The following is a 25,139-nucleotide window of genomic DNA, read 5'->3' as shown; positions in this document are numbered from 1 at the left end:
CCGGCCTGCTTCAGCTGTGACGGCTCTCGGCACGCGACCTTATCCGTTTGGCTCGGGTCACAGTCGAAGACAACGGATATCAGGTCGAAGCGATGAATGAGAAACACGACATCCAGCTGTTCACGGCCCCGACGATGAACGGGTGGAAGCCGCTGATCTTCCTCGAGGAGGCACAGGTGGGCTACGAACTGGTGCCGATCGACTTCTCACACCAGGAGCAGAAATCCGCGTCGTATACCGCGCTCAATCCCAACGGTCGGATCCCCACGCTCGTGGATCGCGGCAACGGCGACCACGTGGTGTTCGAATCCGGCGCGATCCTCTGGTACCTGGCGGAAAAATATCAGCGCTTCCTTCCGACCGATGCGAAGGGACGGTCGCGTGCCCTGCAGTGGTTGATGTTCCAGTCGAGCGGCGTCGGTCCGATGATGGGGCAAGCGATGTACTTCCAGCGCATCGCCGCGCCGCAGGGTCATCACGATGAATTCGCGATCACGCGCTACGTTGCAGAGTCGCGCCGGCTGCTCGAAATCCTGGACAAGCAATTGTCCGACAGGCCCTTCCTGCTCGGCGACGACTACTCGATCGTGGACATGGCGACCTATCCATACGCCGCCACCCATTTCTGGGCCAAGGTTTCCGTCGAAGGCCTGGATGGCCTGCAGGCCTGGTTGGCGCGGCTCCGTGCGCGTCCCGCGATTGAGCGTGCCCTCCGACTTCCGTCACCCTTTCCCGCCTTCTTCGGGGAGGGCGACGTGGCTGCCGCCGAGCAGATCAACGCGGCGCCCTTCGTAAGGTCGTGATGAATGAAGTGACTTCATCAAAGGCGAAGCCGTAGGCCACGCCCGTTGAACCGGCCTTGACCTTTGACCGGCAGCTTCTGGCACCTGTGTGACGGTCGCTCTTCAGCCCGGAGCGGTCTGTCGAGCAAACCCCAAAGCGGACGGTAGTGAATATCGCTTCTTGCGTGAAGCGACCTCCGATCGGGGTCTGACTTTCCCTCGAGGCGACCGTCGTCGATCTTCGATAAGGCCGTTGCGGCCAGCTAGTCGACGAATCTCGAACACCTAGGCGCTAGAAACGCTTGGCCCAACCGATCCAGACCACATCGACATGGGCGTCGACGGATTCGGTCGCCCCGGGCACCAAGGCCGAGGGTCCGTCATACGTGCTGAAGAAATGATGCGTGTACGCGAACTGGAACTCGTGGGTCGGGGTGTACCACCAGTTGAAGCCGATGCTGGCCGTCGTCGTCGGTGTGGGCGAAATCGTGTTGACGCTCACCGAGCCGATGGACTGGTCGCCGGGAACCTTTCCATAGGCCAGCCCGCCAAGAATGCTCAGGCTCGGCGACAAGGTGAACTCGGTCCCGATGCGGTAATTGGTCTGATTGCGCCAGTTGAAACCACTGCCCCGTTTGCTGCCGAGCGGCGCGCCTTGTGGGTCCTGGAGCGAGTTCAGCAGGCTGTTGCCCAACGCCGCGACTTCATGGAACTCGATACGCTGGACGTCCAGCGCCAGCTTCCAGTCCGGAGTTGCCCGGAACGCGGCGCCGACGCTGTAGTTCGCCGGCACATCGAAATGCCCGTCGCCTGCGAGCAGTCCGCGATAACGATCGAAGCGCTGCATGTGAATCTTGGTTGCATACGCTGCACCGAGCGTCAGCCGCGGCAGCACCTCGCCATACCAGCCAACACGAAGACCGAGGCCGAAGGCGTTGTCGAAACCGCGGTTGCTGACATTGCCCGGATTTTGAGAGAGCGGCTCGAAGGCTTGCAGGCCGTAGGCACGGAAGCGCTGATACGCGAGCAGCGGAGAGATTCCCAACGTGTTGCCCGGCGCGAACTGCCACGCTGCCGTTGGCGCGACGATGACCTGCGACAGATCGACACCCAGCTTTCCACAGCCACCCAGGAAATTGGCCGGCCGATCACCACAGGCTGAGGGATTCTGGTTGCTGGAAGGAACGCCCGTATCGCCGGGGTAGGCCGTATTGAGGGCACCGTTCGCGTACATCGCGACCCCCAACGCGTAGTTCTCGCCGAGCCGACGGGCATATCCGCCCTGCGGTACGAAGAAGATGCTGTTGTCGCTCGTCGTGCCGAAATTCAGCGAAGGGTCTGGCCCGTCCTCGCGTTCGATGCGCCGATAAAGCAGCGCGACGTTGGTGCCGAGATCCATGCGGTTGCCAACCGCGAACAGTTTGCCGGGATTAGTGGAGGCCGCGAGGCTATCCAGTCCGATCGCGGTGGCGGTGCCGGCCATTTGCGACGTCTCCCCGCCGTAGAACGGCAGAAAATAGCCGCCGCCGGCCTGCACACTCATGCTGCTCAGCAGGCCGCTCATCAACGCACAAACGGCCAGTTGATGTCTCGCTGCAACCACCTTCACACAAGGTTTCGCCATTGCTGATTGACTCCCCTGAGCTGCGTCTCACGCGAGTGTGCTCGACCGCCCGCCTGCTTTTGGAGCGGCGGAGGCAGCGTAGATCATTTTGGATCACGCGATCCGTAATGGCAAACTACAGTTCGCCAGGGATCGTGTCTCAGGCGCACGACGATCTTGATGGCGGAATGGAAGTGGGTCGATATCGGTGCCCGGCTCACCGGCCTCGACGTATGCCGATGCGACGAAGTGATGCAAGAGGTGTGATGGCTCGACCCCGACAATTCGACGAACATGTAGCGCTCGAAGCGGCGATGAACCGCTTCTGGGAGCGAGGCTACGAGCGCACCACGGTCCGCGATCTTTCCGACCAGATGGGCGTCACGCTCTCCAGCTTCTTCAACACGTTCGGCGACAAGCGATCCGTTTTCGAGCGGGCGCTCCAGCTCTACGTCCTGGAGGTCGTCGGGCCGCTGACCGCACACTTCGAAGAGGACGCCGCACCGCTCACGATCTTGGAGCGCTTCTTCGCCGACCTGATCGGGAAGTCCTTGGAAGACCCTGACAACAAGGGTTGCTTGGTGGCCAACTCCATTGTGGATCTCGCGCCGCACGATGCAGTGTTCCGCGAGGCCGTCTTGCAGATCATGGGAAGGTTCGAAAAGTCATTCGAGAAGCTGATTCGCCGGGGGCAGCGCGAGGGCACCGTCAACGCATCGTTGTCGCCCAAGGAGGTGGCGAGCCTTCTTCTGGCCCTGATGGTGTCGCTGCGTGTGCTGGTTCGAGCACGACCCGAGCGAGCGCTGCTGGAGGGCGCGATTCGTCCGGTATTCATGCTGCTCGCCATGCCTACCTGCGGCGCGAAGTCGTCGAAACGGCGGCAGAAGACGTCATCGGAAAATTGAGTCGAATCTCGGAGCGCGCGATTCCTCAGCAGGCGCGTGGCAGCCCAAAGCTGGCATTCACTCTTGGGATCGACGGATCCCGAAGCAGACGTCCGTAACGAACCGCACTCCGCACAAGCGGACCGCGGATCGCTATTGGCGACGAACTCTGCTTACGCCTTGGCACTCGGTCGCGACGACACCGCCTCGTGCCAGCGCAGTGTTCGCGCATGTTCCGTCGGAATGCTGCGCTTCACCCAGCCCGCGAAATCGACCACGCACAACGCCGTGATGTCCGCGATGGTGTAGCGGTCACCTGCGACGAACTCGCTGTCTTGAAGATATCGCTCGAGGAGCTTGAAGAAACGTGTGATGCCGGCGTGTCCGCGATCGACGAGATCCGGAATCGCGGGAACTTCCTCGGTGATGCCGGGAAGACCGCGCTTGGCGAAACCCGCCACCGAATTGCGGAACGCGTTGGCGACGGCCAGAAAACCGTCCCACTCCATGTGTCTCGTGCGGGAATCGATGATGGCCCGGCTCTTCGGGTCGACTCCCATCAGCGGCGGCTCAGGATGGATCTCTTCGAGGTAGCGGCAGATCGAGACCGATTCGTCGATCCGCGTGCCGTCGTCGAGCTCCAGGACGGGAACGATACCGCGCGGATTGACGGCCAGGAACGGTGAGCCAAGATTCTCTCCCGCCATCAAGTCCACCTGGACGGTGTCGATGCGCAAGCCTTTTTCGGCGAGAAAGATGCGGACGCGCCGCGGGCTGGGGGCGATCGCACAATCGTAGAATTTCATCGGGGTCTCCTCGGAAATTGGATGGCAGATTCAACACACTTGTGAAACGCGCAGTCGCCGCACGTCACCCCGACCTGTCGGGCTCGCCGCAACGTCAGTCCAGGATGCGAAGCGCCACGCGCGCGATGTCCTCGAGCACTTCGCGCCCTGGGCGGCCCTTGGACGCGACGTTCAATCCCGAGAAGGTGTTCAGCAGGAATCGGCCGATGGCGCGTGGCGACTCGCGGCGCGAGATCGTTCCATCGGTCTGGCCTCGTTGCGCGGCACGAGCGAAGCCATCCTCGACGACCGCGCGTGCCTGGATCAGAAGCTTCCGTGCGTTGGCGTCGCGCGGAGCGATCTCGGTCATGCAGTTGTTGATCAGGCACCCGTACCGGCCCTTATGGCCCGAGGTATGAGCGAGCATGCGCCGGAAGGTCTCCTCGATCTGCGCCCGTCCGGCATCGGGTTCGAGCAGCGGGAGGAGCACACCGTCCATGCCGCCGTCCACGTACTGGCGGACCGAATCCGCCAGCACCTGCCGCTTTTGGCCGAAGGCATTGTAGAAACTGCCTCGCGACACGCCCATCTCGCGCAGCAGATCCGGTAGCGGCGAGGCGTCGTAGCCCTTGCGCCAGAACAGACGCATCGCCTTGTCAATCGCTTTGTGCTCGTCAAACTCGCGCTCGCGGGCCACTCGGAGTTACCGTTCTAGACCAGATGGTTTAGAACCTTCCAATCTTCATTGAACGGCGTCAATGCAGGGTGTTTCCGCATTGTGAAACGTCGTCGCGAGCGGCTTACTCTTCGCCCCCGCCCATGTCTTTCTCAGGACACGCACGAGAACCGATGCTCGTCGTTGGGCCCTTGCTGAGGAGCGTGTGTTCATGGCGATCAGCCCGTACGAGCTGTACAAGGCCCAGGCCGAAATTCTGGTTCCGGTGGTGCGAGCATTGCTCGAGGAGATGGGGCCGGAGCGCACGCACGCGCTCGTCTCAAAGGCCATCGGCCCCTATTTTCACGACATGGGGAAGACGATTTACCCGCAACTCGGGGGCGCGGACTTCGGGGCCAAGATCAATGAACTGTGGAAGATGTACAACGTCGACGGCACGTTCGACTACACCATTGAACAGCAAAACGATAAATCGCTGTACGCACGCGTCGATCGCTGCGGCTTCGCCGAGATGTACCGCGGTTTGAATGCGCCGGAGCTAGGCTTTCTGCTTTGCTGTGGCCAGGACTATCCGCTTACGGATGGCATGCACGACGGTGCCGTCATGCAACGACCGAAGACGATGATGCAGGGCCATGACCACTGCGAGTTTCGATGGGATGTGCATGAGGACCCGGCGCAGCGCAGCGCCGAGCGCGGCAAGGAACTCGCGCGCGTTAGCGTCGAACAGTTGCGGCTCCTGGCTAAGGAAGCTGCCAAGAAGAAGGCGCCGACCGCGCAGTAGAGCCTCACGTCGCTTTGCCGGAAGCGGACCACGCTGCCCTTCGTTGACCTACGCTGCGACTCCAAGGTCCTCATGTCGGGCGAGTGAACTCACCGACGTCGATAGTGCCGTTTGATCGCGTGAGTGGTCGGGTGTGCGTGACTCGGCCGCGCACGCCTTGCAGCGGGAAGGGGATGACCCGTCGCTGGTCTTTAGCGACCCGCAGAAAGGGAAATTGTCCGCTTCTAGTACCCGTCGACTGCCGCCACGAAGCCCGGAATAAGCCGTCGAGCGTCGGATGAGCCCGCTCCAAAGCGGACGCTGGCGACCGGCAGCTTCTGGCACGAAGCGGCCGTCTTTGCAGCCGACGCATCCTCTCATTCACTACGCGATGGCGGACGACCGCGCCTCTTCCGCCAGACGGCGCAACCGATCCAGGATTGCATTTCGATCGTCGTGGCTCAGACCCTGCGTCGTCAGCGCTTCGAGAAGCCGTAGTTGAAGGCGGCCGGGTCGGATGCGCCACTCTCCCCGCGGCAGAACCTCGCGACCACCGTACAGATACATGGGAACGATGGTGGCTCCGCTTTGAATCGCCAGCAGGACCGGTCCTTTCTTGAAAGGGCGCAGCGGACCGTCGGCACTTCGCACGCCCTCGATGCTGATCATGCAATCCTCGCCGTCAGCCAAGCGTCGCGCGGCGCGCCCGATTCCGCGCTTGGCTTGCGATTTCCATTGACGCACGATCACCAGGTCGCCGATCAATGTCCTTGCCCAGCCGAGCAGCGGCATCGCGGCGTATTCGAGATTGATCACCGTGGCGTGTCGGGGCAGCAGCAGCGGAAACGCGAATGCCTCGGCGAGATTTGATTGATTCAGCCACACATAGAGCCGAGGCGCCTCGGTCCGACCGCCGTTGTCATCCTGGACCGAGACTTCGATGCCGAAAATGCGGTACGCCGTCCGCCCCCAGCTTTGATAGACCCTCCAGGCGAGGCTGCGCGAGAACGGCCGAGCTCCGGCGAGCGCGACGAAATGCAGCAGGGCGTTGAGGCCACACGCGATCCATCGCACCAAGCTTGGTGCCAGACGCGGCCGCGTGGGGAAAGTGTTCACAGCGAGCGGTATCTGTGACATCGGCGCGCAAGCAGTCTCGAGAAAGGATCCGAGATCCGGTGAGGGTCGGGAGCTTGCCTGACGGGTTGGACTGGCGGGGGCTGCTTCTCGCGATCGTATCCCGACTCTTATCGCCTTCCAGCCCTAACGGGTCGCAGAGCTAAAGGTTTTGGCGTTCCGGAAGCGGACGGTCAACGACCGCAGGTGTCCGCGCCTGATCGCGAATGTAGCGCCACTCAGTGGAGGCGCTGCACTTCGCGCCGAAGCGACGCGTACGTTCTTCAGTGACTTTGAGTGCGCAACGAGTCCTCATTCGATAGGAGGCGGCACAACGGATGGCCCCACACGGGCGGCTTGAAGATCCCAGGGCGTCGGCTCCGGGAGGCGAGTTTGTTCGATGAAGGTGACCGTGCAAAACGCTGCAATGATCGCAAACAGCGCAAGGCAGATGACTGCCGATCGGAGCACCGCCGGCAGCTTCCGTGCGGGGCTTCCAAATCCCATTCGAACCAGAGAAAACCGACCATGGGCCACTCGTCGGAAGGATCCGCTCTGCGCGTCGGGCTCTGCGATCCGGCCCCGCACGAAGACCCGATCGCCCTCGACGAGCCAGTCTGGTCCCGGCGCTGTCCAGACTTGCGCCGCCTCACCCAGAAAAATGAACACCGAACCAGAACCGTCCTTCAACACAACGGGCACGAGGCTTCTTCGTAGACCGTTCCTTGGGCGACCCGCGTACCAAATACAGGGGATTCCGGAGACCGGGTGCTTCAGCATGGCGCGGCCGGCGGGAAGAGATAGCTGACCTTCCAGGGTCACTTCATCGCCGACGCCGGCCTGCACGATTCGTACTGTCGGTCTGCGGAACTGGATCCAGTTTGCCAGGAGGATCAGTCCGAGCGAGAGCAGCACCATTCCCGGCACCATCAGCAGCAATGCAAGGATCCAGGGGAAGCCTACGGGATGCCGGAACCATCGACGCACCTCCTCCAGCAGGCTTGGCGCGGGCGGCGGATCGACGCCCGGCAGCGCCTGTTCAAATGAGGAGAGAACAGACCACCACTGAGGCCAGCGCAAAAGCAGATCATGTGCCGCGGATCCCGCGGCATCGCGAAACGCGTCACCGCTAGAAGCATCGCCCAAGGATCGCGCACGTTGAAGATCGATTTCTATCTGCTGCGCAGTGGCAAGCTCGGGCGTGAGCCATCCTTGCATGCGGTCCTGCTCGATCAGCAGTGCTGCGTCATCGAGCCGATCCATCCGGAAATGGGCATGCAAGAAAGAGCGAGCGACGCGCTCATCCGCCGCACATCCGCCGCGACGCGAACTCAGTGCCAGCACCTCTTGTTGCCACTGTTGGAATTGATCCGGATCGTCGACGCCCGCCGCGAGCAGTCCGGCGCGCGCCGCAAGCCGATCGCAAGCGGGAATCCGCGCCGCAGGGAGATCGGTCAGCTCATTCATTTCGAGAAACGCCACGAAGCATGTCCCCAGAGTGACTATCCAAGCCAACAGGAAAGCAGGTCGGATGATGTGAGGGGGCATGCCTCATGATGCCAGTGCGTCGCGAGCAAGGTGGCATCTCCCGCAGCGACTTCCCCTCGAGGACCGGTGTCAGCCCGAAGTGCCCTATAACGGCAGCGATTCACCGCTCGAAAGCAGACATTCCGGACGTCGAGCATGGGGGAGTCAATCGGGCAGCGGCCTACATTTTCAGGCTGTGAAAACTATACATTTCTAAGTTCCGGTGGCGGCAATCGCGACCATGTTGCCCTGCTCGCGAAAGCGCCCCGGCGTGACCCCAGCCCACCGCGTGAATGCGGGCGAGAAATTCGCTGCGCTGCTCTAGCCAATGTGGATGGCGACCACTTCTAAGGACAGGCCGGGCTGATTCATCAGTTCCACCGCATGGCCCAGGCGCACGTCGTCCAGCAGCTGCCGGTAGCTCAGCCCTTGCCGCTGCAGGCGACGCTTCAGCGTTCTGGAGGAAACGCACAGAGGATAGCCGGGGCGGATTCTGCTGCGGCAACGTGGACCAGCTCGGTGGCGCGCGCCGATTGACTTGGGTCAATGGCAAGCCGCAATTGCGGGCCTAACCTTGATCGATCCCGTCCCAAGCGATGGGAGCCAATTGCGTATGAACCGATCGCTGTTGCGAAACGAAGTCCTGCCTCTCGCCCTGCTGTTCGCGGCCCTCGTGGCCGCGACTCTGCTGGTCGACGCATTCCTTCACAAGGTCAACATCGTCTGGGTCGGACGTTACCTGGGCATCCCCGGCGTGCTGCTGATCGTCGCATCGATGTTCTATTCGCTGCGCAAGCGCAAAATCGTTGCAGCGGGAAATCCTGCCAGCCTGCTCAGGGCGCACAAGGCGATGGCGTGGTTCGGCTCCCTTCTCGTCCTGGTCCACGCGGGCATTCACTTCAATGCGGTCCTGCCGTGGATGGCCATCGCCGCGATGCTGGTCAATGTCGTCAGCGGGCTGACCGGCGCGTTTCTGCGGAGCCGGGCTCGCACGTATGTCGAGTCGCGGCGCAAGTCCATGGTGGAGCGTGGCCTGAGTCCCGCTGAAATCGAGACGCGACTGTTCTGGGACGCGACCACACTCGACCTTCTCAAGGGCTGGCGCGTCGTGCACCTGCCGATCGCACTGGCGTTCGCCGGGCTGGTCGTCGGCCACATTTTGGTCATCTTCCTGTTCTGGGGCTGGCGATGAACAGTCGAGCACTGTGGATCGCGGTGATCGATCCTCGTCGGTGCACTTGTGTTCGCATTCGTGTCACCCCGGACCGCGATCAGCCCTGGCGCGCTGCTCGGCGCGCACGAATCGATCGGTGACGATTGCTTTGCATGTCACACCCCGCTTCTCGGAAGCCGCCCGGAGAAGTGCGTCACCTGTCACGCAGTGGATCGCATCGGCCTGTTCACGACGGCCGGGCAGCCCATCGGGCCAACGAAGGCCGCATTTCACCAGCACCTGACCGAACACGATTGCATGGCCTGCCACGCCGAGCATCGCGGGACGGCAAGCGCCCGGACGATGAAGCCCTTCTCGCATGAATTGCTCGACCCGACGGTGCGCGCCGAATGCGCCTCGTGCCACGTGAAGCCACAGGACTCGCTGCACGGCCAGATCGACGGAGGGTGCCAGCAGTGCCATCGCTCCGACGCCTGGCGCCCGGCGACATTCGATCACGCCAGGTTCTTCCTCCTGGAGGGCGAGCACGAAGCGGCTTGTGCGACGTGCCACGTCGCCGGCGACTTCGCCAACTACACCAACTACACCTGCTACGGCTGTCACGAGCATTCGCCCGCGGGAATCCGCGCCGAGCACGTCGAGGAGGGGATCCGCGACTTCGAGAATTGCGTCAAGTGCCACCGCAGTGCCGACGAACGCCGTGAGAGCGGCGAGCGGGATGACGATTGAGGACGGACGAACGGAGCGATCGATGAACGAGCTGAAGTCTTACCCGGTGTGGGATGCACCGACGCGATGGTTCCACTGGATCAATGTGCTGAGCGTGCTCGGCCTGATCGCCGTGGGCCTGGTGATCCTGAACGGCGGCACTCTGGGCGTCACCAACGCCGGAAAGATTGCATTGAAGACGCTGCACGTCTGGTTCGGCTATGTGCTGGTGCTGAACCTGTTCGCACGAATGGTCTGGGCCTTTCTCGGGAACCGCTACGCCCGTTGGCGTCAGATGCTGCCCGGCGGGCCCGGGTATGGACACCGTGTGCGCAGCTACGTCGCATCCTTCGTCTCCGGCAATCCCGAACACTACCTGGGTCACAATCCGATCGGACGTATCGCCGTTGCGCTGCTGTTCACCTTGATCGCCGTGCAGGCGGTGACCGGCCTGTTGCTCGCCGGGACCGACATCTTCTACCCGCCGCTGGGACATTGGTTCGCCCAGTCGATCGCGGCTCCCGGCACGGACCCCGCGACGCTGGTTCCTTATGCACAGGAGATGTACGACAAGGCTGCCTACCAGGAGATGCGCGCAATGCGGGAGCCGTTCGCAACCGTGCACGTGTACGCGTTCTACACCTTGGTGGCCGCTGTCGTCCTGCACATCGCAGCCGTGGTTGTGACCGAGCTCCGCGAAGGTGGAAACCTCGTGTCGGCGATGTTCACCGGGCGCAAGATCCTGCCCGGCAAGGCGATCGACGAGTAGATGGCGCAAGTCCGCGGAGCGGGTCGATGAGACACCAAATGCCAGCCGACCGGGTCGCGCATCTCGACGATCCGTCACGCGGGCTCAGCACCGCCGAAGCCACGGCGCGCCGGGAAGCGTTCGGGGCCAACGACATCGTTGACCCGACCACGAACGGGTGGCGCGAAGTGCTGCGCGACACCGTGCGTGATCCCATGATCTGGTTCCTGGTCGGGACGGCGGTCCTGTTCGCGGCGCTGGGTGACTACCCCGAATCGGCGGTACTGTCGTTCGCGCTGCTGCCGATTCTCGGCATGGACGCCTGGCTGCACCGACGGACGCGCGCGAGCACGGAAGGTCTCACCAGTCGCCTGGCCGTGCAAAGCCGGGTCATTCGAGACGGAGCGCCAACCGAACCTTCCACGACGGAACTGGTACCAGGCGATCTCGTCCTCGTGTCGGCATCCGAGTATCTCCCCGCGGATGGCGTGATCGTCGCCGGCGAGGCTCTGCAGATCGACGAATCCGCGTTGACAGGCGAATCTCTGCCCCAGCGCAAGCGGCCCCTGGTGACCGGCGATGGAAGCGCCACGTCTGGCGTCGATGATGCCTGCTGGGGAGCGGCGGGCACGCGGCTTCTGACCGGCGAGCTTCGATTGCGCATCGTCAATACCGGTGCGAACACGCTGTACGGCGAGATCGTGCGCCTCGCGCAGGCGGGTCCTCTCGGGCGCACCCCGCTGCAGCAGGCGCTCGGCTCGATGGTGACCGCGCTCCTGTTCGCCGCCGGCGTCCTGTGCCTGGGCCTGGCGCTGACCCGGTACTTCCAGGGTCACGGCATCGTCGATGCCCTGCTGAGCGCGGTCACGCTCGCGGTCGCGGCGCTGCCCGAAGAATTCCCCGTCGTGTTCACGGTCTTCCTGGGTGTCGGCGTGTTTCGACTGGCGCGTCGCAAGGCCTTGGTGCGCCGGGCTGTTGTCGTCGAGAACATCGGCCGCGTGACCGCAATCTGTTCCGACAAGACCGGCACGCTGACCGAAGGCCGCCTGCGTCTCGAGCATGTGCTGCCCGCACCCCCCGGGACGGAACCGTCCCTCCTGCTGGTCGCTGCGCGCGCCTCCCGGCGCGAAAGCAACGATCCCATGGATCTCGCCATCCTCGAATGTGCCGGGACTGTCGAGGGCGCGCGGCTGGCGACCTTTCCGTTCAACGAGCAGAGCCGGCGCGAGGTCGCCGTGTTCGATGCCGGGGACGGTCGCGCGATCGCCGTCGCAAAGGGTGCGCCGGAAACGATCCTGGCCATGTCGCACGACCGGGACTCGCGACGCGACGAATGGCTCCGGCAGGCAGGTGAACTGGCGGCGAGCGGGCACAAAGTCATCGCCTGCGCACATCGCGTCCTGTCCGAATGGCCCGGGGGCGAGCCGGATCGCGACTTCGAGTTCGCTGGACTGCTCGCATTCGAGGATCCGCTGCGCCCCGGCGTCGCCGACGCGGTCGGCGAAGCGCAGAACGCCGGCATCCGCATCCTGATGATCACCGGAGACCATCCCCTCACGGCGGGCGCGATCGCACGCGAAGCCGGTATTGGCGCCAGCACGCCGCGCCTCATCGACGGCGCGGAATTGTCCGCGCGGCTCGCGCGAGGCGGAGCGGACGCGCTGCGCGACATCGACGTGGTGGCACGCTGCCTGCCGGCCCAGAAGCTGGGCATCGTCCGCTCGTTGCAGTCCAGTGGCGAGATCGTGGCCGTCACCGGCGACGGGGTCAACGACGTGCCGGCCCTCCAGGGCGCCGACATCGGGATCGCGATGGGCGAACGCGGCACGCGTTCCGCGCGCGAGATCGCCGCGATCGTCCTGCTGGACGACAACTTCCGCACGATCGTCGGAGCCATCGCGGAGGGGCGCCAGCTGTTCGCCAATCTCCAGTTGAGCTTCGCCTACCTGCTCATCATCCACCTGCCACTGGTGCTCACGGCGGCATTCGTGCCCCTGGCGGGCTTCCCGCTGCTCTACCTGCCGATCCACATCGTCTGGCTCGAGCTGATCATCCACCCCACCGCCATCCTGGTGTTCCAGCAACTGCCGGCGGGCGCGCGCCTGCAGAGGCTTCGTCGCGATTCCCGTCACCGATTCTTCGGTACACGGGAGTGGACCGTGATCGGCCTGTGCGGCGCACTGCTGACTGTCCTGGTCGGATCCGGTTACGCCTACAGCCTCGGGTCGGATGGCAACGTGGGGCACGCACGCTCGATGGCGATGCTGACCTTGATCGTGGCCAGCGCCGCGACCACCGCGGGCTTGTGCCGCTTCCGCACCCGGGCAGCGTGGATCGCGGTGGCAGCGACCCTGGCGTCTGCGGCGCTCCTCATCCCGGTGAAGCCGATCGCGGCGTTGTTGAAGCTGGAGCCGCTGCATGGCGATGAGTGGCTGATCGCGATCGGTGCCGGGTTGCTCGTCGGTGGAGCGACAGCGCTCTTCCATCGTCCCCGCGCTGCCGAAAGACCGGCTGCCTGACATGGACGAGCCGCGCCCCGGTGATTTGGTCAGGGTTGCAGAGTTCCGCGCTGCGTTTCGGCTTTGCTCAACCACTCGCCGACGCGCGGATCGACAGCCTTCTCGGTGATGATCTCGGCCATTGCTCCGGAGATGTCCGCATGACCGGCGGCCGAGCCGGGTCGCATGACGACGTTGCGGTCCCGGAACAGAAGGGAATTGGCGCCGGCAAGCTTGCCGATCAGCGCGTAGTGCGTCTCAAGCTGTTGATAGGCGCTGAGCACAAGGCCTCCCCCGCATTCATAGAAAACATATCTGCATTATTCGTGAACAACGGAGGACACGTAATCAGGCGTGAACGTGGCGGGCTCGCCCTGTATCGCAACAAGGGAGGTGCCCGACTTACACGGCTCGCGGACCGATCTCCGGCGCCATCTGGTCAAAGAGCCGATCGCCTGCAAGCGGCCATTTGCGAAGGACCGCAACTGGCACTAACCAGTCGGTCCCTATCAGCCCAGAGCGGTCACCTGGCCCAGATTCTCATCCGCCACAAAGCGGACGTTCGCAGATAACCGCCAAGAGCGCGTGGCCGTCCGACGACAAATGGCAGGCTTGGCCTACGCACTGTGGTCCGTCGCGAAAGATATCGATCCGAGCGAAGGTGGCGCTCCAAACTGCGAACGCCTTGGTAATCGCAGAGCGCGCGCTGGTTCAGACGGCAGCCTTCCAACCCGGTCCGGCGTCGCGAACTTTCTTGAAGAAGGCGCTCTTCCCGATCGGATCTCCAACCGAGAGACCTGCGTATCCGACGGACAACCTTTCGGAATCCTGATTCGCGCGTGCAGCGGCCATCGGATGATCCGTGCGGATCCTCGGCCGCGTTGCGAAGTGGTAGTCGGGCCCGAAGAAGCGGAAGCTCAATGTGCGCCGCCGCTGGCCGGGAAAGGTGGGGGCTCCACCGTGCAGCGAGTTCATGTTGAACACCAACACATCGCCGCGCTCCATGTCGGCGGAGACGATGTCCCAGCGGCTGCGATTGCCCTCGATGTCCGGGAGCCGTGGATAGTCCGTTCCCTCATAGAGCGGCTCGGTGGGATCGGCGGGATCGAGCAGTGAGCCGTTATACGTCGGTCCCTTGTGCGACCCGCGGACGACCTCGAGGCAATTCACCTTGGCGACCGGGTCCATGCAGAACCACATTACGACGGAATCGAGGCCATTGGCCGGAAAGTAGGACGAATCCTGATGCCAGCACGTGCGGCGGGCATTGCCGCCCTCTTTCATCCAGAGCTGATCCTGCATGTACCAGAGCGGCACGCCGCCGAGCAGGCTCTGCGCGATATCGGCGAGCGCAGTGTGATGCAGCAGAGGAACGATGATCGGATCATCGGCCGATATTCCGACGGTCTGCAGCGTCACCGCACGGTCGTCGGGGAATATGCGCTCGGCGTGTGGCCCCGGGTTTGCGAGGCGCGCCTCGAAGGCGCCTTCGACCCGTTTCATCTGCGCTTCGTCGAGGGCACCTTGAATGATGACGACGCCGTCGCGCCGATAGGTGTCGGCATACGCCGAGTAGTCGATCTGCAAGTTCCTCGCGGTGGTCGGTGCGTTCATGCGGGCTCGTCCTGTCGGATTGGGCTGGTGTCGCCGGCCCGAATCAAAGCAGGAGTGCGGCCTGCGGTCTTTCAGGTGTGGCCGCGTTTTGTCAGGTTCGGAGCGAAGCTCCCGCTACATGACCCGCCGGGTTATCGTCGAGGCGAGGAGAACGGACGGGAAACGGAGAAACCGCGATGCCCCCAAATCGTCGTGGCACTGCGCCAGCGCTCGAAGATGGGCCCGCTGCACTGCAGCAGGCACTCGGTTTCCAGCCGATTCTGTCCAGCGAATCGGCCGGGTGGTCCAACTTGCGACTGCTGATCTGGCGTGGCTCGGCCGAACGTTGCAGCTACGCTCCGTTTCGGGAGGTGGTCCTCGGCATCCAGACCGGCGGTAACCGCCTGGGTGTCGTCAAGGATGGACGTTCAGTCGAGGGATGGTCGCAGCCTGGCCTCGTCACCATCGTGCCGCCGGCGACGCCCATCGTCTGGGATGTGTTCGGCGAGGTTCATTCCTGCACCTTGCACCTTCCCCCCGAACGGTTTCAGGCGCTCGTCGACGACACGCCGTGCGAGGACCTGATGCGGGACATTCGATTCGAGTTCGCGCTGCGCGATCCCTTCATTGCGGAGTCAGCGTCGCTGCTGGTTCACGAATTGCACAACCCGACGCAGCGCGGCCCGCTGTACGCCGACGCGATGGCAGATGCCATCGCGATGCATCTGCTCCAGCATCACTCGGAGAGCCACTTCGACAGGATTCGCGCCGGGAAGCTGCCGGCCGCCATGCTGGCCAAGGTCTACGAACATATCGAGAGCCGTGTTGCCGAGGGCACGACGCTGGATGAACTCGCGAAGATCTGCGACATGAGCCGGTCGCAGTTCACGCGCGCGTTCCGTGCGTCGACGGGAACGTCACCGCATAAGTACCTGCTCGGGCGACGCATCGCCCGAGCGACGGAAAAGCTCTTGCATGGTGTGCCGATGGTCAACATCGCGTTCGCGTGTGGGTTCTCCAGTCAGTCACACTTCACGGACATGTTCCGCCGTGCCGTGGGGGTAACCCCCGCCGCATTCAGGCGATCGGTCAGGCCGGCCCGAACGATGGGAAATTCGCGCCCGAATTGAGAGGATGTGTCGCCAGCAAGCGAGATGAGGTTGGCAGACTTCACTGCTCTAGATGACGACATGATTCGCTTCGTAGTAGCAGGCATCCCTGCCATTGGATCCTAGATAGCCAGTACTTCAGGCCGCCCGATCGCGATCACTGATACGCGACCACATCTGGCACAACAGCGACCGTCCGCGCTGGCGGCGTCCACGATCGGGCGACCAGCACAGGAGCAGACTGCCTTCTCCATCGTCGCTGGAGATCGTCATGGAGAGCACGTCTAACGCAGCAAAGACTCACGGTCTTTGGAACAAGGGAAAGCTAGTCGGTCAGAAGTCGCCGCTAAGGCTGAAGGAGATATGGGCGATTCGGGTGCGCCTGCAACTCGCCAAGCGGATCCGCGAGCTGGCCATCTTCAACCTGGCAATCGACAGCAAGCTTCGTGGGTGTGACTTGGTCAAGCTTCGGGTGAACGATGTCTGTCACGGTGATCGAGTGTCTGCGCGGGCGATCGTGATGCAGCAGAAGACGCATCGGCCGGTCCAGTTCGAGATCACGGAGGGAACTCGCGAGATCGTCTCATCGTGGATCAGAAAAGCCGGGCTGGGTGCCGCCGACTACCTCTTTCCGAGTCGGCAGCACGACTCGCCTCATCTCTCGACTCGGCAGTACGCGCGGATGGTTGGCTCGTGGGTTGAACGAATAGGCCTCGACCCAGCCGCATACGGCACTCACACGATGCGTCGCACAAAGCCGACCCTGATCTACCGCTGGACAAAGAATCTTCGGGCCGTTCAACTCCTGCTAGGCCATACCAAGCTCGAGAGCACGGTGCGGTACCTGGGAATCGAGGTGGACGACGCGCTGGAGATGGCCGAACAGACGGAGGTCTGACGGGATCGGCGGAGCTGGTCAGCGATCAATGACGGTCGCTGACCAGCCCAAAGCGGTCGCCCGTTCGGTCTTTGCAGGCGTCGCGAAGCGGACGCTCGTCGGCTCCGAAGCTGTGCGGCATAACGCTTAACATGGACGTGTTGTGCCGCACTTTTCGGTCCAATTGGCGTTAGGCCGCTAAGACACTACTTATGCACCCATCTGTAAAGCGAATATGGGACGACTACGTTGCTCATCAACCTGAGCCATCTCAGCTCAGTGCTGACCCGCCTCCGGCATGGCATTTCTGCGACAACGAAGGAGATGCTAACGAGTGTGCGCAGCTAGTTTTGGCGGGTATAAAGCGTGCAACGTCACCGTCGCTGTGGTCGTTCGAGAGCAGCGGTGAGGCTTTGCCTAGCCGTGGTGATCTCAACATAGTGACTGACTGGGCCGGTGAAGCTATATGTGTTGTTCGCACCACCCGGGTGCTGATCTTGCCTCTGAATGAGGTCACAGAGATTCACGCAAGAATTGAAGGTGAGGGTGATGGCTCACTTGACTGGTGGCGCAAAGCCCACTGGGACTACTACCATCAAGAGCTGAAGGGAACTGGCTATGAGCCTCGACCTGACATGCCTATCGTCTTTCAGGAGTTTGAGCGTGTATTCCCTGCGGGCGCAGCCTAATAATTCATTCAAGCCGACGCCGCTTCGCGGCGCGTCTTAATTCAGGCGTTGGCCAGCTCGAGCGCGCGACGCGCGATGACGCTAAACAGGCGAGAAGCCGTCGACGCCCAAGAATCTCAACGGCCTCCTTTCTCGGTCATCATCTTCCGCCGCTGCTGGGTCGGCGCGCGGTTTTTGGAGATGACCTGATAGACCAGTGCGTATTCTTCCTCGTCGAGGACGCCGTCGTTGTTCTCATCCGCGCTGTTGAAGAGGTCCGCGAGGGCTTGAGAGTGACTCGCCTCCTGCCTCGAGATCCCACCGCTACTATCGTCGTCCATATTCTTGAATTTTCCCGAGCTGACGCAGCCCGGCAAGAACAGGACGGACAATATGGCGAGCGATACGATGTGTTTCATGCGACGAAGTGTGGATGAAGAGCCGAGACTTGAAACGATAAACGATCGCCATGTCGTCTGCGAAGTCTGGACGTTCATTTCTGCCTGATCATGGACAGCGCGTGCCGTCCCACCTGATCAGCTCGACCTGCATGTGATCAACCGTTGCCGCGTTGACTGCGTGCGGTACCTGCATTGGTCCCAGATCGAGCCACACCTGCTCCCGCAGGGCGACCTCCACGTGCAGGACCTCGCAATTGAAATCGTCGACCACGTTGAAGAGGTGACAGCGACGGCCGCAGTTGAGTACGTCGCGCGTAAGGATTCCCGCCCCTTATCGCGGGCATCAATGACCTGCTGTCGTCGCGGGTAGGGAAAGGGGGCTGTCGGCCCGAAGCGGTCACCAGTGCAGCGCGTTCATGCATCCTGAATGCGGAGGTTATGGAGCAACGCCTCTCGGCACCGAAGTGACCGTTGCCGATCAGTCCAGAGGTGACCTCGGAGGTCGCGGGTCGAGCGTCCCTCGAGCCGGACGGCAACCCACTGCGTGGCTTGCGATTAGCCATCGATCGCTCGGACCCGTGTACGTCTGGCCGCGCGTGAAATCTAGCGTGGCTGGAGAAACTCCACCACGAAACGTGCTCCGCGGGCAGCACCCGCGTCGAGCGACAGGCGGCCGCCTTGCCGTTCCATGATGCACTTCGCGATGGCGAGCCCCAAGCCCGCGCCAGGGCCCGAAGCATTGGGACCGCGGCGGAACCGCTCGAACAGGGACGCAGCAGCGTGCACAGCGATTCCCGGTCCATCATCGGCGATGATCACGCCCGTAGAATCAGAGGACAGCGTGATCGACGTGCCGGCGGGCGTGTACTGGATCGCGTTCTCGATCAGGTTGCGATAGACGAGGCGCGTCAGCGTTGCATTCCCGTGCGCAGGCACGGAAGCGTCGGGCGTCGCGGCGGTCACGTAGTGTTCTGACTCGAGCGCAGACGGCGCCAGCTCCCGAGCCACGTCCAGCGCAACGGCGTAAGCGTCGAACGCGGCGAACTGGAACTCCTCCTGCGAATCGAGGCGCGCAAGACAGAGCAGTTGCTCGACGAGCCGCGCGAGCTGTTCGATCTCGAACGTGACATCGCCCAGTATCTGCGCCGAGAAGCGGGACTCGAGCCGTGCTCGCAACGTCGCGAGCGGTGTACGGAACTGATGCGCAGCGTTGGCGGTGAATTCCCTCTGCACGCGATAGTCCGCTTCGAGCCGATCGAGCGACGCATTGACTGCCTGAACGAGCGGAACGAGCTCCCGAGGGAGGTTCTTGGCATGCAACCGTTCGCCCAAACGATTCAGCGACAACATCGAGGCCTGATGCGAGACGGAGCGCAAGGAGCGAAGCGATGACAGCACCGTCACGACTACGACGCTGACCACGGCGATCAGCAGCAGGGCAATCGGCGGATACAGCTCGTCCAGCGCGCCGAGCATGAGCTGGGCGACCAAGCTCTCCGTATCTTTGAGATTCCGCACCACACGCAACCAGGAACGGCCGTGACGATCTTCGAGATCGAGCGCGGCAGCCATGACGCTGTTGCCTGACAACGCATTCGTTTCCAGCTGCATGACGACCTGCCCAACGCCTTGAGCAACCGGCAATGGCAGATCAGGCGCAGAGAAACCGCCCGACTCCAGCACCGTGCCATCTGCGGCCAGCAGTTGGTAGCCGTTCAATGTATCCGGTTGGGCGTAGAACTCTTGCAGGGACCGTGGCAACTCGAGCCGCGGTGGGCTCGACCCCGACACGATCGACGCACGCAGGTCCTGCACCTGGATGGCAATGCTCTGACCTTCCAGACCCATCAGGCCGTCGCGAAATTCGAAGTACAAAACCAGATAGCTGCCGGCCAGCGCTAGCAGGACCACGATGGTTAGCCGAACGACGAGTGCTCGAAGTAGGGACGGGGCGCGCATCGAGTCGCGATCAGGAGGCAAGATAGCCAAGACCGCGCAAAGTCCGGAGCGACACATCAGCGCCCGCGGACGCAAGCTTCTTGCGCAACCTGTGCACGTGCGTCTCCACCGAATTCGTGCTGCGCTCCTGCTGAAAATCGTACAGGCATTCGCCAAGCCGATCCTTCGAGATGACACGTCCCTGATTGCGCAGCAGCGTTTCAAGCACAATCAACTCAGAACGTGTCAGATCGAGCTGCGTCTCGGCGACGGTGGCGATGCGTGCGGATGTATTGAGCCTCACGTTACCGAGCGTCAGCGTGCGACCCAATGCTGCGCCCGGACGACGCAACAGCGCACGCAGCCGAGCGATGAGTTCCTGCATCGCGAACGGCTTGACGAGATAGTCGTCCGCGCCGCAATCCAGGCCGCGCACGCGATCCTCGATCGCACCTAGCGCGGTGAGGATAAGCACGGGTGTCTTGCTGCCTTGGCCACGCATTTCCTGCAGCGCGCGCAGACCGCTGCCGTCCGGGAGCATGAGATCGAGAACGACGACATCGTAGTCGGCCGCTCGCCAGATCTGCAGTCCCTCTGCCGCCGTGGCCGCTGTATCGACCGCGAATCCCTGGGAGCGCAGGCTCTCCGCGACGGCCTGGCAGAGGCGCTGGTTATCTTCGATGATGAGCAATCTCAATGAGCGATCTCGGTAGTCAGCTCAAGTGCCTGGCGTCCAGGAGTATTCGAGCCTGAGTCCGATGGTGGGCAGCAGCTCGTCAAGTCCTTCGATGATGTTGACGCCGCGACGTTCATCCCACTCATAAGCGTTGCCGTTCTTGCGACCGTAGACGTTCAGGACGTCGAGATAGGCAACCAGGCTCAGCGGGCCGAAGCGGCGCTGGTAGTCCGCCCGCATGCTCAGTGAATGATAAGCGGGCAGACGTTCGGTGTTCGTGCGCGTCAATTCTTTCGAGTAACGCACGGGCCCCGCGCCTCCCAACACGTCGCTGTGCACGATGAACGCATCAGTGGGCCGTCCGGAAGCGTATTTCCATTTTGCCGACAATGTCCATCGATCGGTGGGCTGCCAAGCTCCAACGATACCGAACGCATGCGGCCGGTCCCAATCTGACGCAAATTCGCCTTCGCCAAGCTTGTCGTCGCGGCGGGCGCGCGAGTAGGAGTAGGTCGCCGAAGCGCTCCAGTCTCGGCTCATGCGTTTGGCAAGCATCAGGTCCACGCCCGTCGCGTAGCCTTCGCCGATATTCCTTGCCGTGTCCGTGGTCCGATCGTCGAACACGATCAGGTCGTCGAGATCCTGATAATAGCCTTCGGCCGAAAAACGGAGATCCTCGCGCAGGTGCCGGGAGAAGCCCAGTAGATACTGCGTGGAGCGCTCGCTCTTCAGATCGAGATTGGAAGGATCGGCCGCAATGTCGAGATAACGCGGTGCTTGGTAATACACGCCACCTCCGGTCCAGACACGGGTGATCGCATCGGGCTGCCAGCTCAAAAGCAGGCGCGGAGCGACAACAGACTTTCCGGCGAACCCATCGTGCTCGTAACGCATTCCGGGTGTCCACGTGAAATCGCCGATGGTCCAGGCGTAGTCGGCATACGCGGCAATACGCGTCTCCGCTGCGCTCAACGTCGAGTCGAATTCCTCGGGCGTCAGCACGATGTATCGTTGTGTCGGATCGGCGCGAAAGTCCGACTGATCGTATACATACCGCGTCCAGTCTCCGGAGAGACGACGGTCGAAGTCGAGATCAACGCGAGCGACATGCGTGCCAGCAGAGAAGATTCCATCCGAGCCGAGCACCGTGCTGAAGTCGCTGCGCCAGCCGATCTCTTTTTCAACTTCCTTGATGCGCAGAATGTTCTCGCGGATCGGCGTCGTCGCAGGTGTCGGGTCTGGGCCCGCGAGGTCCGGATATGCCTCGCCCTCCGTGCTGGTCTTGTCGCTGTTTCGGTAATAGACCGTGTTGCGCAACTGTGCGTCCTCACCGAGATACCACCGCCACCTCGCGCCGAGCAATGTGCTGTCCTGCTCCGATTCGCCGATATCCACGTCCTCGAAGTTATCGGACGCGAGCGCATTCTCGACCGTGCGCTTGAAATCCTCGCCCGCGTAAATCGCCAGCAGCTCGAGACTGTTGTTGTCATCCAGATCGGTGACGGACTTCGCGATGAAATCAGTCATGCGCGGCGTGCCGATGTCATCTTCACCGATCGCTTTGAACAGGTTGCTGAAATCGAACTTCCGCCCCGATAGCAGCAAGCTGGTGTTATCGGCGACGTAGCTCGGCCCGTCATAGTCCGCCTCGACTCCGATGATGTCGAAGCGTGCGCCGACCGTGGAGCTCGCGAAGTTGCCATCAGCGATCCCGAGTTCGAGCAGGGAACCATTCTTGCCGCCCTCGGCCGCCCGCCAGCCGCCCGGAGAAAATTTGGCGCTGCCGATGATGTTCGGCGCAAAGATCGAATATCGCCCACCGCCGTTGATCTCTTCCTCCCCGAGCGACTCATCGAAATGAGCAACCTTATCGAAAGGGATGCCATCGATCAGGATCAGGTTGTCCCGCGGGCCGTTTCCGCGAACGGTGAAGTTGGAGAACTCACCCGTCGCGACGACGCCCGGCAGAACGTCCAGCGCACGGAATACGTCGCCTGCACTGCCGGGATTACGTCGTATCTCCTCGCGCTCCAGCTGTACGGTGTTCGGCGTCGCTCGCGACCCTGCTGGCCCGCGCGCTGTGACAACCACTTGTTCAAGCGCCTCATCGCTCCCGCGCACCAGTTCGAAATCGACGGCAGCCACTCTGCGAAGCACGACCCGCACATCGGCCTGTACAGCTTTCACATAGCCCTGCTCTTCCACCTCGACCGAATACACGCCTTCGGGCACTTCATCGAACGAAAACTTTCCGGCGGTATCGGCTTCAGCGGTGCCATGAATCTTCTGATTGCGCATCAAGTGCACGGTGGCCGTCGGTACCGCTCGTCCCGTCACCGAATCTGCTATGCGTCCGCGAACGGCTCCCGCTGCCTCCTGTTGCGCCTGAGCACGCGTCGAAACGGAGGCAGATGCGAACAACAAGAGCGCGGCAAGCAGCGATGAATGGTGCAGCATGGCAGTTGCTCCGGATGGCTGGTCGTCATCGGAGCCAAACTAGCAATCGAGTCTGTCGCGAAACTTGCGGGCCGGCCTGTGAGTTGCCAGAAGAGAAAAATGACGAGCGACCGAATGAAGGTGACAACCGAGAGCCGATTCATTCCTTCCGGGGAAGGCTTACCAGAACTAGGGCAAAGGTAAGGGACACCAAGAATCGGAATCCGACGTTCACGCGTCTGCTCCAGCGTGTTGCTGAGCGAGCTTGAGCGTGGTGTGGGAAAAATCTGGTGCCGCAGAGCAGTCACTAGCGTGCAGCTGCTCCTGGCACATCGCCGCCATCGCCCGTCGATGCCCCGAGTCATCAACAACCCGCCTTCCCGCCCACCCACGGGTGGCATAGCATCGCCACATGCCCTTTGAATCCTGGGTCGAACGCGCGCTCGACAAGTGGCCGAACGTCCCGGCGCTTTACGGGTGGCTGTCGCTCGACCGTCGCGGCCGCTGGCGTATTCGCGGCGAGACGATCAGTCGTCCGCAGATCGTCGAAACCATTGGCGCCAACTACGCGGCAGATGCGCGCGGCTGCTGGTTCTTCCAGAACGGTCCGCAGCGCGGTTACATGAATCTCGAGTGGATGCCGTTCGTGCTGCGCCGGGGCGAGGGCGATTTGCTGATGACGCACAACGGCCGTCCGGTGGAGCAGCTGCGGTCGGCGTATCTCGACGAGGAGGGGTCGCTCCTGATCGCGACCGAGCACGGCGCGGGTGGCGTCGACTCCAACGATCTGGATGGGGTGCTCGCACACCTGCACGCGGACGATGGGTCCGACGTCGAGGACTGCCTGCTCGCGGCGCTTGCAACTCCTGGCGGCAGCGCAACGCGCTTGCGCCTGTCCATCGGCGGGCAAAGCCTGCCGGTCGAACGCCTCGACGATCGCGATGCGCCGGCCGCGCTCGGCTTCGTGCGAGAGCCGCAGCCATGACGTCGCCGATTCTGCTGGTGCGTCATGGCGAAACCGACTCGAATGCGGCGCGCGTCGTCCAGTTCCCCGATGCGCGCCTGTCCGCGACGGGCCGGCAGCAGGCGGAGCGATTGGCGGGCCGGATCGCCGAATGCGGCATCGCGCACATCCTTTGCAGTGACATGGCGCGCGCGCTCGAGACCGCGGCGCCGATCGCCGCGCGCACCGGTGTGCCCCTCACGACGGATCCGTTGTTGCGGGAACGCGACTTCGGCGACCTGCGCGGAACGCCGTATGCCGAACTGCGAGTGGACCCGTTCGCCATCGACTACGCGCCGCCGAACGGCGAGACCGTGGCGGATTTTCACGAGCGCGTCGGGCGAGCGTGGACGCGCGTGACGCAGCTGGCTGCACGCGTACCGGGCAGCCTGCTGGTCGTCACCCACGGTCTGGTTTGCCATGCGCTGATCGAACGTCACCTGTGCCTGGGCGCGGGCGCGGTGGCGCCTGAGCGGTGGCACAACACGGCGCTGACCTGGATCGAAGCTGCGCCGCCGTGGAAGATCCAGCGCCTGCACTGCATCCAGCATCTGCAGGACGATGTGGACAGCGGCGGCGCGGCAGTCTGAGCGCCCCCCGCAACACGCGTCGTGTCATCGGGCCAACGTGATGCGGCGAGGTGCGGATGTGCCTGCCTCGCACTCCGCCGATCTCCGGCGTCAACAGGATGGGGTGGGGTTTTCCGGGGAGCGGCAGTTCGTGAACGGGCTGCTGAAGTCGCCGCCGGGAAGACGGTCGGGGGGCCGCGCCTTATAGTCGTCGGATGACCAGCCAATCGATGTTCGAGGCGCTCGAGGGCGAAGAGGGACTGCGCCGGCTCGTGGATGCTTTCTACGACCGCATGGAAGCTGACGCGGCGTATCGCGTCATTCGCGCACTTCATCCGCCCTCGCTCGCGGGCTCCCGCGACAAGCTGTTCTGGTTCTTGTGCGGATGGACCGGTGGACCGGACCACTTCGTCAGCCGCTTCGGTCATCCGCGACTGCGGGCGAGGCATCTTCCGTTCGCCATCGGCGAGTCCGAGCGGGACCAGTGGCTTGCGTGCATGGCCGGCGCGATGTCGGATGTGGGGCTCGATCCCGCGCTGCGGGATCACCTGCTGACCGCACTCCAGCCCACCGCGGACTGGATGCGAAACGTGGCGCCTGCCTGACGG

The 25,139-nt window shown here is 63.0% G+C and carries 24 protein-coding genes; 13 read left to right on the top strand and 11 right to left on the bottom strand.

Annotation, left to right across the window (positions count from 1 at the left end; all coding sequences use genetic code 11):
• Positions 1 to 92: 92 nt before the first annotated feature.
• Complete coding sequence (locus DFR24_RS10095) at positions 93 to 803, top strand: glutathione S-transferase family protein (RefSeq protein ID WP_133881133.1); 711 nt, start codon at positions 93 to 95, stop codon at positions 801 to 803.
• A gap of 271 nt (positions 804 to 1,074) precedes the next feature.
• Here DFR24_RS10095 and DFR24_RS10090 read toward each other — a convergent pair whose 3' ends face one another.
• Positions 1,075 to 2,346 (bottom strand): OmpP1/FadL family transporter, encoded by a 1,272-nt coding sequence (locus tag DFR24_RS10090; RefSeq protein WP_162851137.1) that lies wholly within the window; start codon positions 2,344 to 2,346, stop codon positions 1,075 to 1,077.
• Positions 2,347 to 2,699: 353 nt separating this feature from the next.
• Here DFR24_RS10090 and DFR24_RS10085 point away from each other — a divergent pair, with 353 nt between their 5' ends.
• A complete protein-coding gene (locus tag DFR24_RS10085; RefSeq protein ID WP_162851136.1) occupies positions 2,700 to 3,290 on the top strand; it encodes a TetR/AcrR family transcriptional regulator in 591 nt (196 codons plus the stop codon).
• A 152-nt stretch (positions 3,291 to 3,442) separates the two neighbouring features.
• Here the strand turns inward: DFR24_RS10085 and DFR24_RS10080 are convergent, their stop codons facing one another.
• Together DFR24_RS10080 and DFR24_RS10075 are read right to left on the bottom strand one after the other, a co-directional pair.
• Entirely contained in the window at positions 3,443 to 4,075 is a 633-nt protein-coding gene (locus DFR24_RS10080) for a glutathione S-transferase family protein (RefSeq protein WP_133881130.1), read from the bottom strand.
• A gap of 94 nt (positions 4,076 to 4,169) precedes the next feature.
• Positions 4,170 to 4,751: a TetR/AcrR family transcriptional regulator gene (locus DFR24_RS10075; RefSeq protein WP_133881129.1), complete on the bottom strand. Its 582-nt coding sequence runs from the start codon at positions 4,749 to 4,751 to the stop codon at positions 4,170 to 4,172.
• 190 nt (positions 4,752 to 4,941) lie between these two features.
• On the opposite strand from DFR24_RS10075, the gene DFR24_RS10070 reads away from it, so the two are divergent.
• Positions 4,942 to 5,514, top strand: coding sequence for an L-2-amino-thiazoline-4-carboxylic acid hydrolase (locus DFR24_RS10070; protein ID WP_133881128.1), 573 nt, complete (start codon positions 4,942 to 4,944; stop codon positions 5,512 to 5,514).
• A 363-nt stretch (positions 5,515 to 5,877) separates the two neighbouring features.
• Here DFR24_RS10070 and DFR24_RS10065 read toward each other — a convergent pair whose 3' ends face one another.
• Together DFR24_RS10065 and DFR24_RS10060 are read right to left on the bottom strand one after the other, a co-directional pair.
• Positions 5,878 to 6,567 carry a lysophospholipid acyltransferase family protein gene (locus DFR24_RS10065; protein WP_246051624.1) on the bottom strand — a complete coding sequence of 230 codons (690 nt, stop codon included), beginning with the start codon at positions 6,565 to 6,567 and terminating at the stop codon, positions 5,878 to 5,880.
• A 351-nt stretch (positions 6,568 to 6,918) separates the two neighbouring features.
• Positions 6,919 to 8,088 carry a hypothetical protein gene (locus DFR24_RS10060; protein WP_133881126.1) on the bottom strand — a complete coding sequence of 390 codons (1,170 nt, stop codon included), beginning with the start codon at positions 8,086 to 8,088 and terminating at the stop codon, positions 6,919 to 6,921.
• Between the two features lie 658 nt (positions 8,089 to 8,746).
• On the opposite strand from DFR24_RS10060, the gene DFR24_RS10055 reads away from it, so the two are divergent.
• Genes DFR24_RS10055 through DFR24_RS10040 form a run of 4 tightly spaced genes read left to right on the top strand, consistent with a single transcriptional unit; the run spans position 8,747 to position 13,282 of the window.
• Positions 8,747 to 9,325 carry a hypothetical protein gene (locus tag DFR24_RS10055; RefSeq protein ID WP_133881125.1) on the top strand — a complete coding sequence of 193 codons (579 nt, stop codon included), beginning with the start codon at positions 8,747 to 8,749 and terminating at the stop codon, positions 9,323 to 9,325.
• Positions 9,326 to 9,373: 48 nt separating this feature from the next.
• Positions 9,374 to 10,036: a cytochrome c3 family protein gene (locus DFR24_RS10050; RefSeq protein WP_366518890.1), complete on the top strand. Its 663-nt coding sequence runs from the start codon at positions 9,374 to 9,376 to the stop codon at positions 10,034 to 10,036.
• Positions 10,037 to 10,058: 22 nt separating this feature from the next.
• Positions 10,059 to 10,784 (top strand): cytochrome b/b6 domain-containing protein, encoded by a 726-nt coding sequence (locus DFR24_RS10045; protein WP_133881123.1) that lies wholly within the window; start codon positions 10,059 to 10,061, stop codon positions 10,782 to 10,784.
• A 26-nt stretch (positions 10,785 to 10,810) separates the two neighbouring features.
• The gene (locus DFR24_RS10040; RefSeq protein ID WP_133881122.1) at positions 10,811 to 13,282 is read left to right on the top strand and encodes a cation-translocating P-type ATPase; all 2,472 of its coding nucleotides are present in this window, start codon (positions 10,811 to 10,813) and stop codon (positions 13,280 to 13,282) included.
• A 29-nt stretch (positions 13,283 to 13,311) separates the two neighbouring features.
• On the opposite strand, the gene DFR24_RS10035 is transcribed toward DFR24_RS10040, so the two are convergent.
• Positions 13,312 to 13,545 carry a hypothetical protein gene (locus DFR24_RS10035; RefSeq protein WP_133881121.1) on the bottom strand — a complete coding sequence of 78 codons (234 nt, stop codon included), beginning with the start codon at positions 13,543 to 13,545 and terminating at the stop codon, positions 13,312 to 13,314.
• 427 nt (positions 13,546 to 13,972) lie between these two features.
• A complete protein-coding gene (locus DFR24_RS10030) occupies positions 13,973 to 14,875 on the bottom strand; it encodes a phytanoyl-CoA dioxygenase family protein (protein WP_133881120.1) in 903 nt (300 codons plus the stop codon).
• Between the two features lie 290 nt (positions 14,876 to 15,165).
• Here DFR24_RS10030 and DFR24_RS10025 point away from each other — a divergent pair, with 290 nt between their 5' ends.
• From DFR24_RS10025 to DFR24_RS25325, 3 genes are all read left to right on the top strand, one after another.
• Positions 15,166 to 15,984 (top strand): helix-turn-helix domain-containing protein, encoded by an 819-nt coding sequence (locus DFR24_RS10025; protein WP_162851133.1) that lies wholly within the window; start codon positions 15,166 to 15,168, stop codon positions 15,982 to 15,984.
• A 250-nt stretch (positions 15,985 to 16,234) separates the two neighbouring features.
• On the top strand, positions 16,235 to 16,861 hold the full coding sequence (locus DFR24_RS10020) for a tyrosine-type recombinase/integrase (protein WP_133881118.1): 627 nt from the start codon (positions 16,235 to 16,237) through the stop codon (positions 16,859 to 16,861).
• Positions 16,862 to 17,052: 191 nt separating this feature from the next.
• Positions 17,053 to 17,529, top strand: a complete 477-nt coding sequence (locus tag DFR24_RS25325; RefSeq protein WP_133881117.1) for an ASCH domain-containing protein — start codon at positions 17,053 to 17,055, stop codon at positions 17,527 to 17,529.
• 116 nt (positions 17,530 to 17,645) lie between these two features.
• On the opposite strand, the gene DFR24_RS10010 is transcribed toward DFR24_RS25325, so the two are convergent.
• From DFR24_RS10010 to DFR24_RS09995, 4 genes are all read right to left on the bottom strand, one after another.
• Complete coding sequence (locus tag DFR24_RS10010) at positions 17,646 to 17,927, bottom strand: EF-hand domain-containing protein (RefSeq protein ID WP_168710386.1); 282 nt, start codon at positions 17,925 to 17,927, stop codon at positions 17,646 to 17,648.
• Between the two features lie 585 nt (positions 17,928 to 18,512).
• Positions 18,513 to 19,820 carry a sensor histidine kinase gene (locus DFR24_RS10005; RefSeq protein WP_162851132.1) on the bottom strand — a complete coding sequence of 436 codons (1,308 nt, stop codon included), beginning with the start codon at positions 19,818 to 19,820 and terminating at the stop codon, positions 18,513 to 18,515.
• A 58-nt stretch (positions 19,821 to 19,878) separates the two neighbouring features.
• The gene (locus tag DFR24_RS10000) at positions 19,879 to 20,544 is read right to left on the bottom strand and encodes a response regulator transcription factor (protein ID WP_133881114.1); all 666 of its coding nucleotides are present in this window, start codon (positions 20,542 to 20,544) and stop codon (positions 19,879 to 19,881) included.
• Positions 20,545 to 20,565: 21 nt separating this feature from the next.
• Positions 20,566 to 22,980 carry a TonB-dependent receptor gene (locus DFR24_RS09995; RefSeq protein WP_133881113.1) on the bottom strand — a complete coding sequence of 805 codons (2,415 nt, stop codon included), beginning with the start codon at positions 22,978 to 22,980 and terminating at the stop codon, positions 20,566 to 20,568.
• A 391-nt stretch (positions 22,981 to 23,371) separates the two neighbouring features.
• On the opposite strand from DFR24_RS09995, the gene DFR24_RS09990 reads away from it, so the two are divergent.
• From DFR24_RS09990 to DFR24_RS09980, 3 genes are all read left to right on the top strand, one after another.
• A complete protein-coding gene (locus DFR24_RS09990; protein WP_133881112.1) occupies positions 23,372 to 23,944 on the top strand; it encodes a DUF2946 family protein in 573 nt (190 codons plus the stop codon).
• Complete coding sequence (locus tag DFR24_RS09985) at positions 23,941 to 24,552, top strand: histidine phosphatase family protein (RefSeq protein ID WP_133881111.1); 612 nt, start codon at positions 23,941 to 23,943, stop codon at positions 24,550 to 24,552. The genes DFR24_RS09990 and DFR24_RS09985 overlap by 4 nt, the downstream gene beginning before the upstream one ends.
• 194 nt (positions 24,553 to 24,746) lie before the next feature.
• The gene (locus tag DFR24_RS09980) at positions 24,747 to 25,136 is read left to right on the top strand and encodes a group II truncated hemoglobin (protein ID WP_133881110.1); all 390 of its coding nucleotides are present in this window, start codon (positions 24,747 to 24,749) and stop codon (positions 25,134 to 25,136) included.
• Positions 25,137 to 25,139 lie beyond the last annotated feature (3 nt).

This window comes from Panacagrimonas perspica, assembly GCF_004364935.1.
Taxonomy (GTDB): domain Bacteria; phylum Pseudomonadota; class Gammaproteobacteria; order Nevskiales; family Nevskiaceae; genus Panacagrimonas; species Panacagrimonas perspica.
The sequence above is the reverse complement of the archived record's forward strand: the minus strand, read 5'-3'. Positions and strand labels throughout refer to the sequence as shown.

Coding starts and splice junctions, on each gene's coding strand:
- DFR24_RS10095 (WP_133881133.1), top strand. CDS start 93: ATGAATGAGAAACACGACATCCAGCTGTTCACGGCCCCGACGATGAAC.
- DFR24_RS10090 (WP_162851137.1), bottom strand. CDS start 2,346: ATGAGCGGCCTGCTGAGCAGCATGAGTGTGCAGGCCGGCGGCGGCTAT.
- DFR24_RS10085 (WP_162851136.1), top strand. CDS start 2,700: ATGAACCGCTTCTGGGAGCGAGGCTACGAGCGCACCACGGTCCGCGAT.
- DFR24_RS10080 (WP_133881130.1), bottom strand. CDS start 4,075: ATGAAATTCTACGATTGTGCGATCGCCCCCAGCCCGCGGCGCGTCCGC.
- DFR24_RS10070 (WP_133881128.1), top strand. CDS start 4,942: ATGGCGATCAGCCCGTACGAGCTGTACAAGGCCCAGGCCGAAATTCTG.
- DFR24_RS10055 (WP_133881125.1), top strand. CDS start 8,747: ATGAACCGATCGCTGTTGCGAAACGAAGTCCTGCCTCTCGCCCTGCTG.
- DFR24_RS10045 (WP_133881123.1), top strand. CDS start 10,059: ATGAACGAGCTGAAGTCTTACCCGGTGTGGGATGCACCGACGCGATGG.
- DFR24_RS10040 (WP_133881122.1), top strand. CDS start 10,811: ATGAGACACCAAATGCCAGCCGACCGGGTCGCGCATCTCGACGATCCG.
- DFR24_RS10030 (WP_133881120.1), bottom strand. CDS start 14,875: ATGAACGCACCGACCACCGCGAGGAACTTGCAGATCGACTACTCGGCG.
- DFR24_RS10020 (WP_133881118.1), top strand. CDS start 16,235: ATGGAGAGCACGTCTAACGCAGCAAAGACTCACGGTCTTTGGAACAAG.
- DFR24_RS25325 (WP_133881117.1), top strand. CDS start 17,053: ATGCACCCATCTGTAAAGCGAATATGGGACGACTACGTTGCTCATCAA.
- DFR24_RS10010 (WP_168710386.1), bottom strand. CDS start 17,927: ATGAAACACATCGTATCGCTCGCCATATTGTCCGTCCTGTTCTTGCCG.
- DFR24_RS09995 (WP_133881113.1), bottom strand. CDS start 22,980: ATGCTGCACCATTCATCGCTGCTTGCCGCGCTCTTGTTGTTCGCATCT.
- DFR24_RS09990 (WP_133881112.1), top strand. CDS start 23,372: ATGCCCTTTGAATCCTGGGTCGAACGCGCGCTCGACAAGTGGCCGAAC.
- DFR24_RS09985 (WP_133881111.1), top strand. CDS start 23,941: ATGACGTCGCCGATTCTGCTGGTGCGTCATGGCGAAACCGACTCGAAT.
- DFR24_RS09980 (WP_133881110.1), top strand. CDS start 24,747: ATGACCAGCCAATCGATGTTCGAGGCGCTCGAGGGCGAAGAGGGACTG.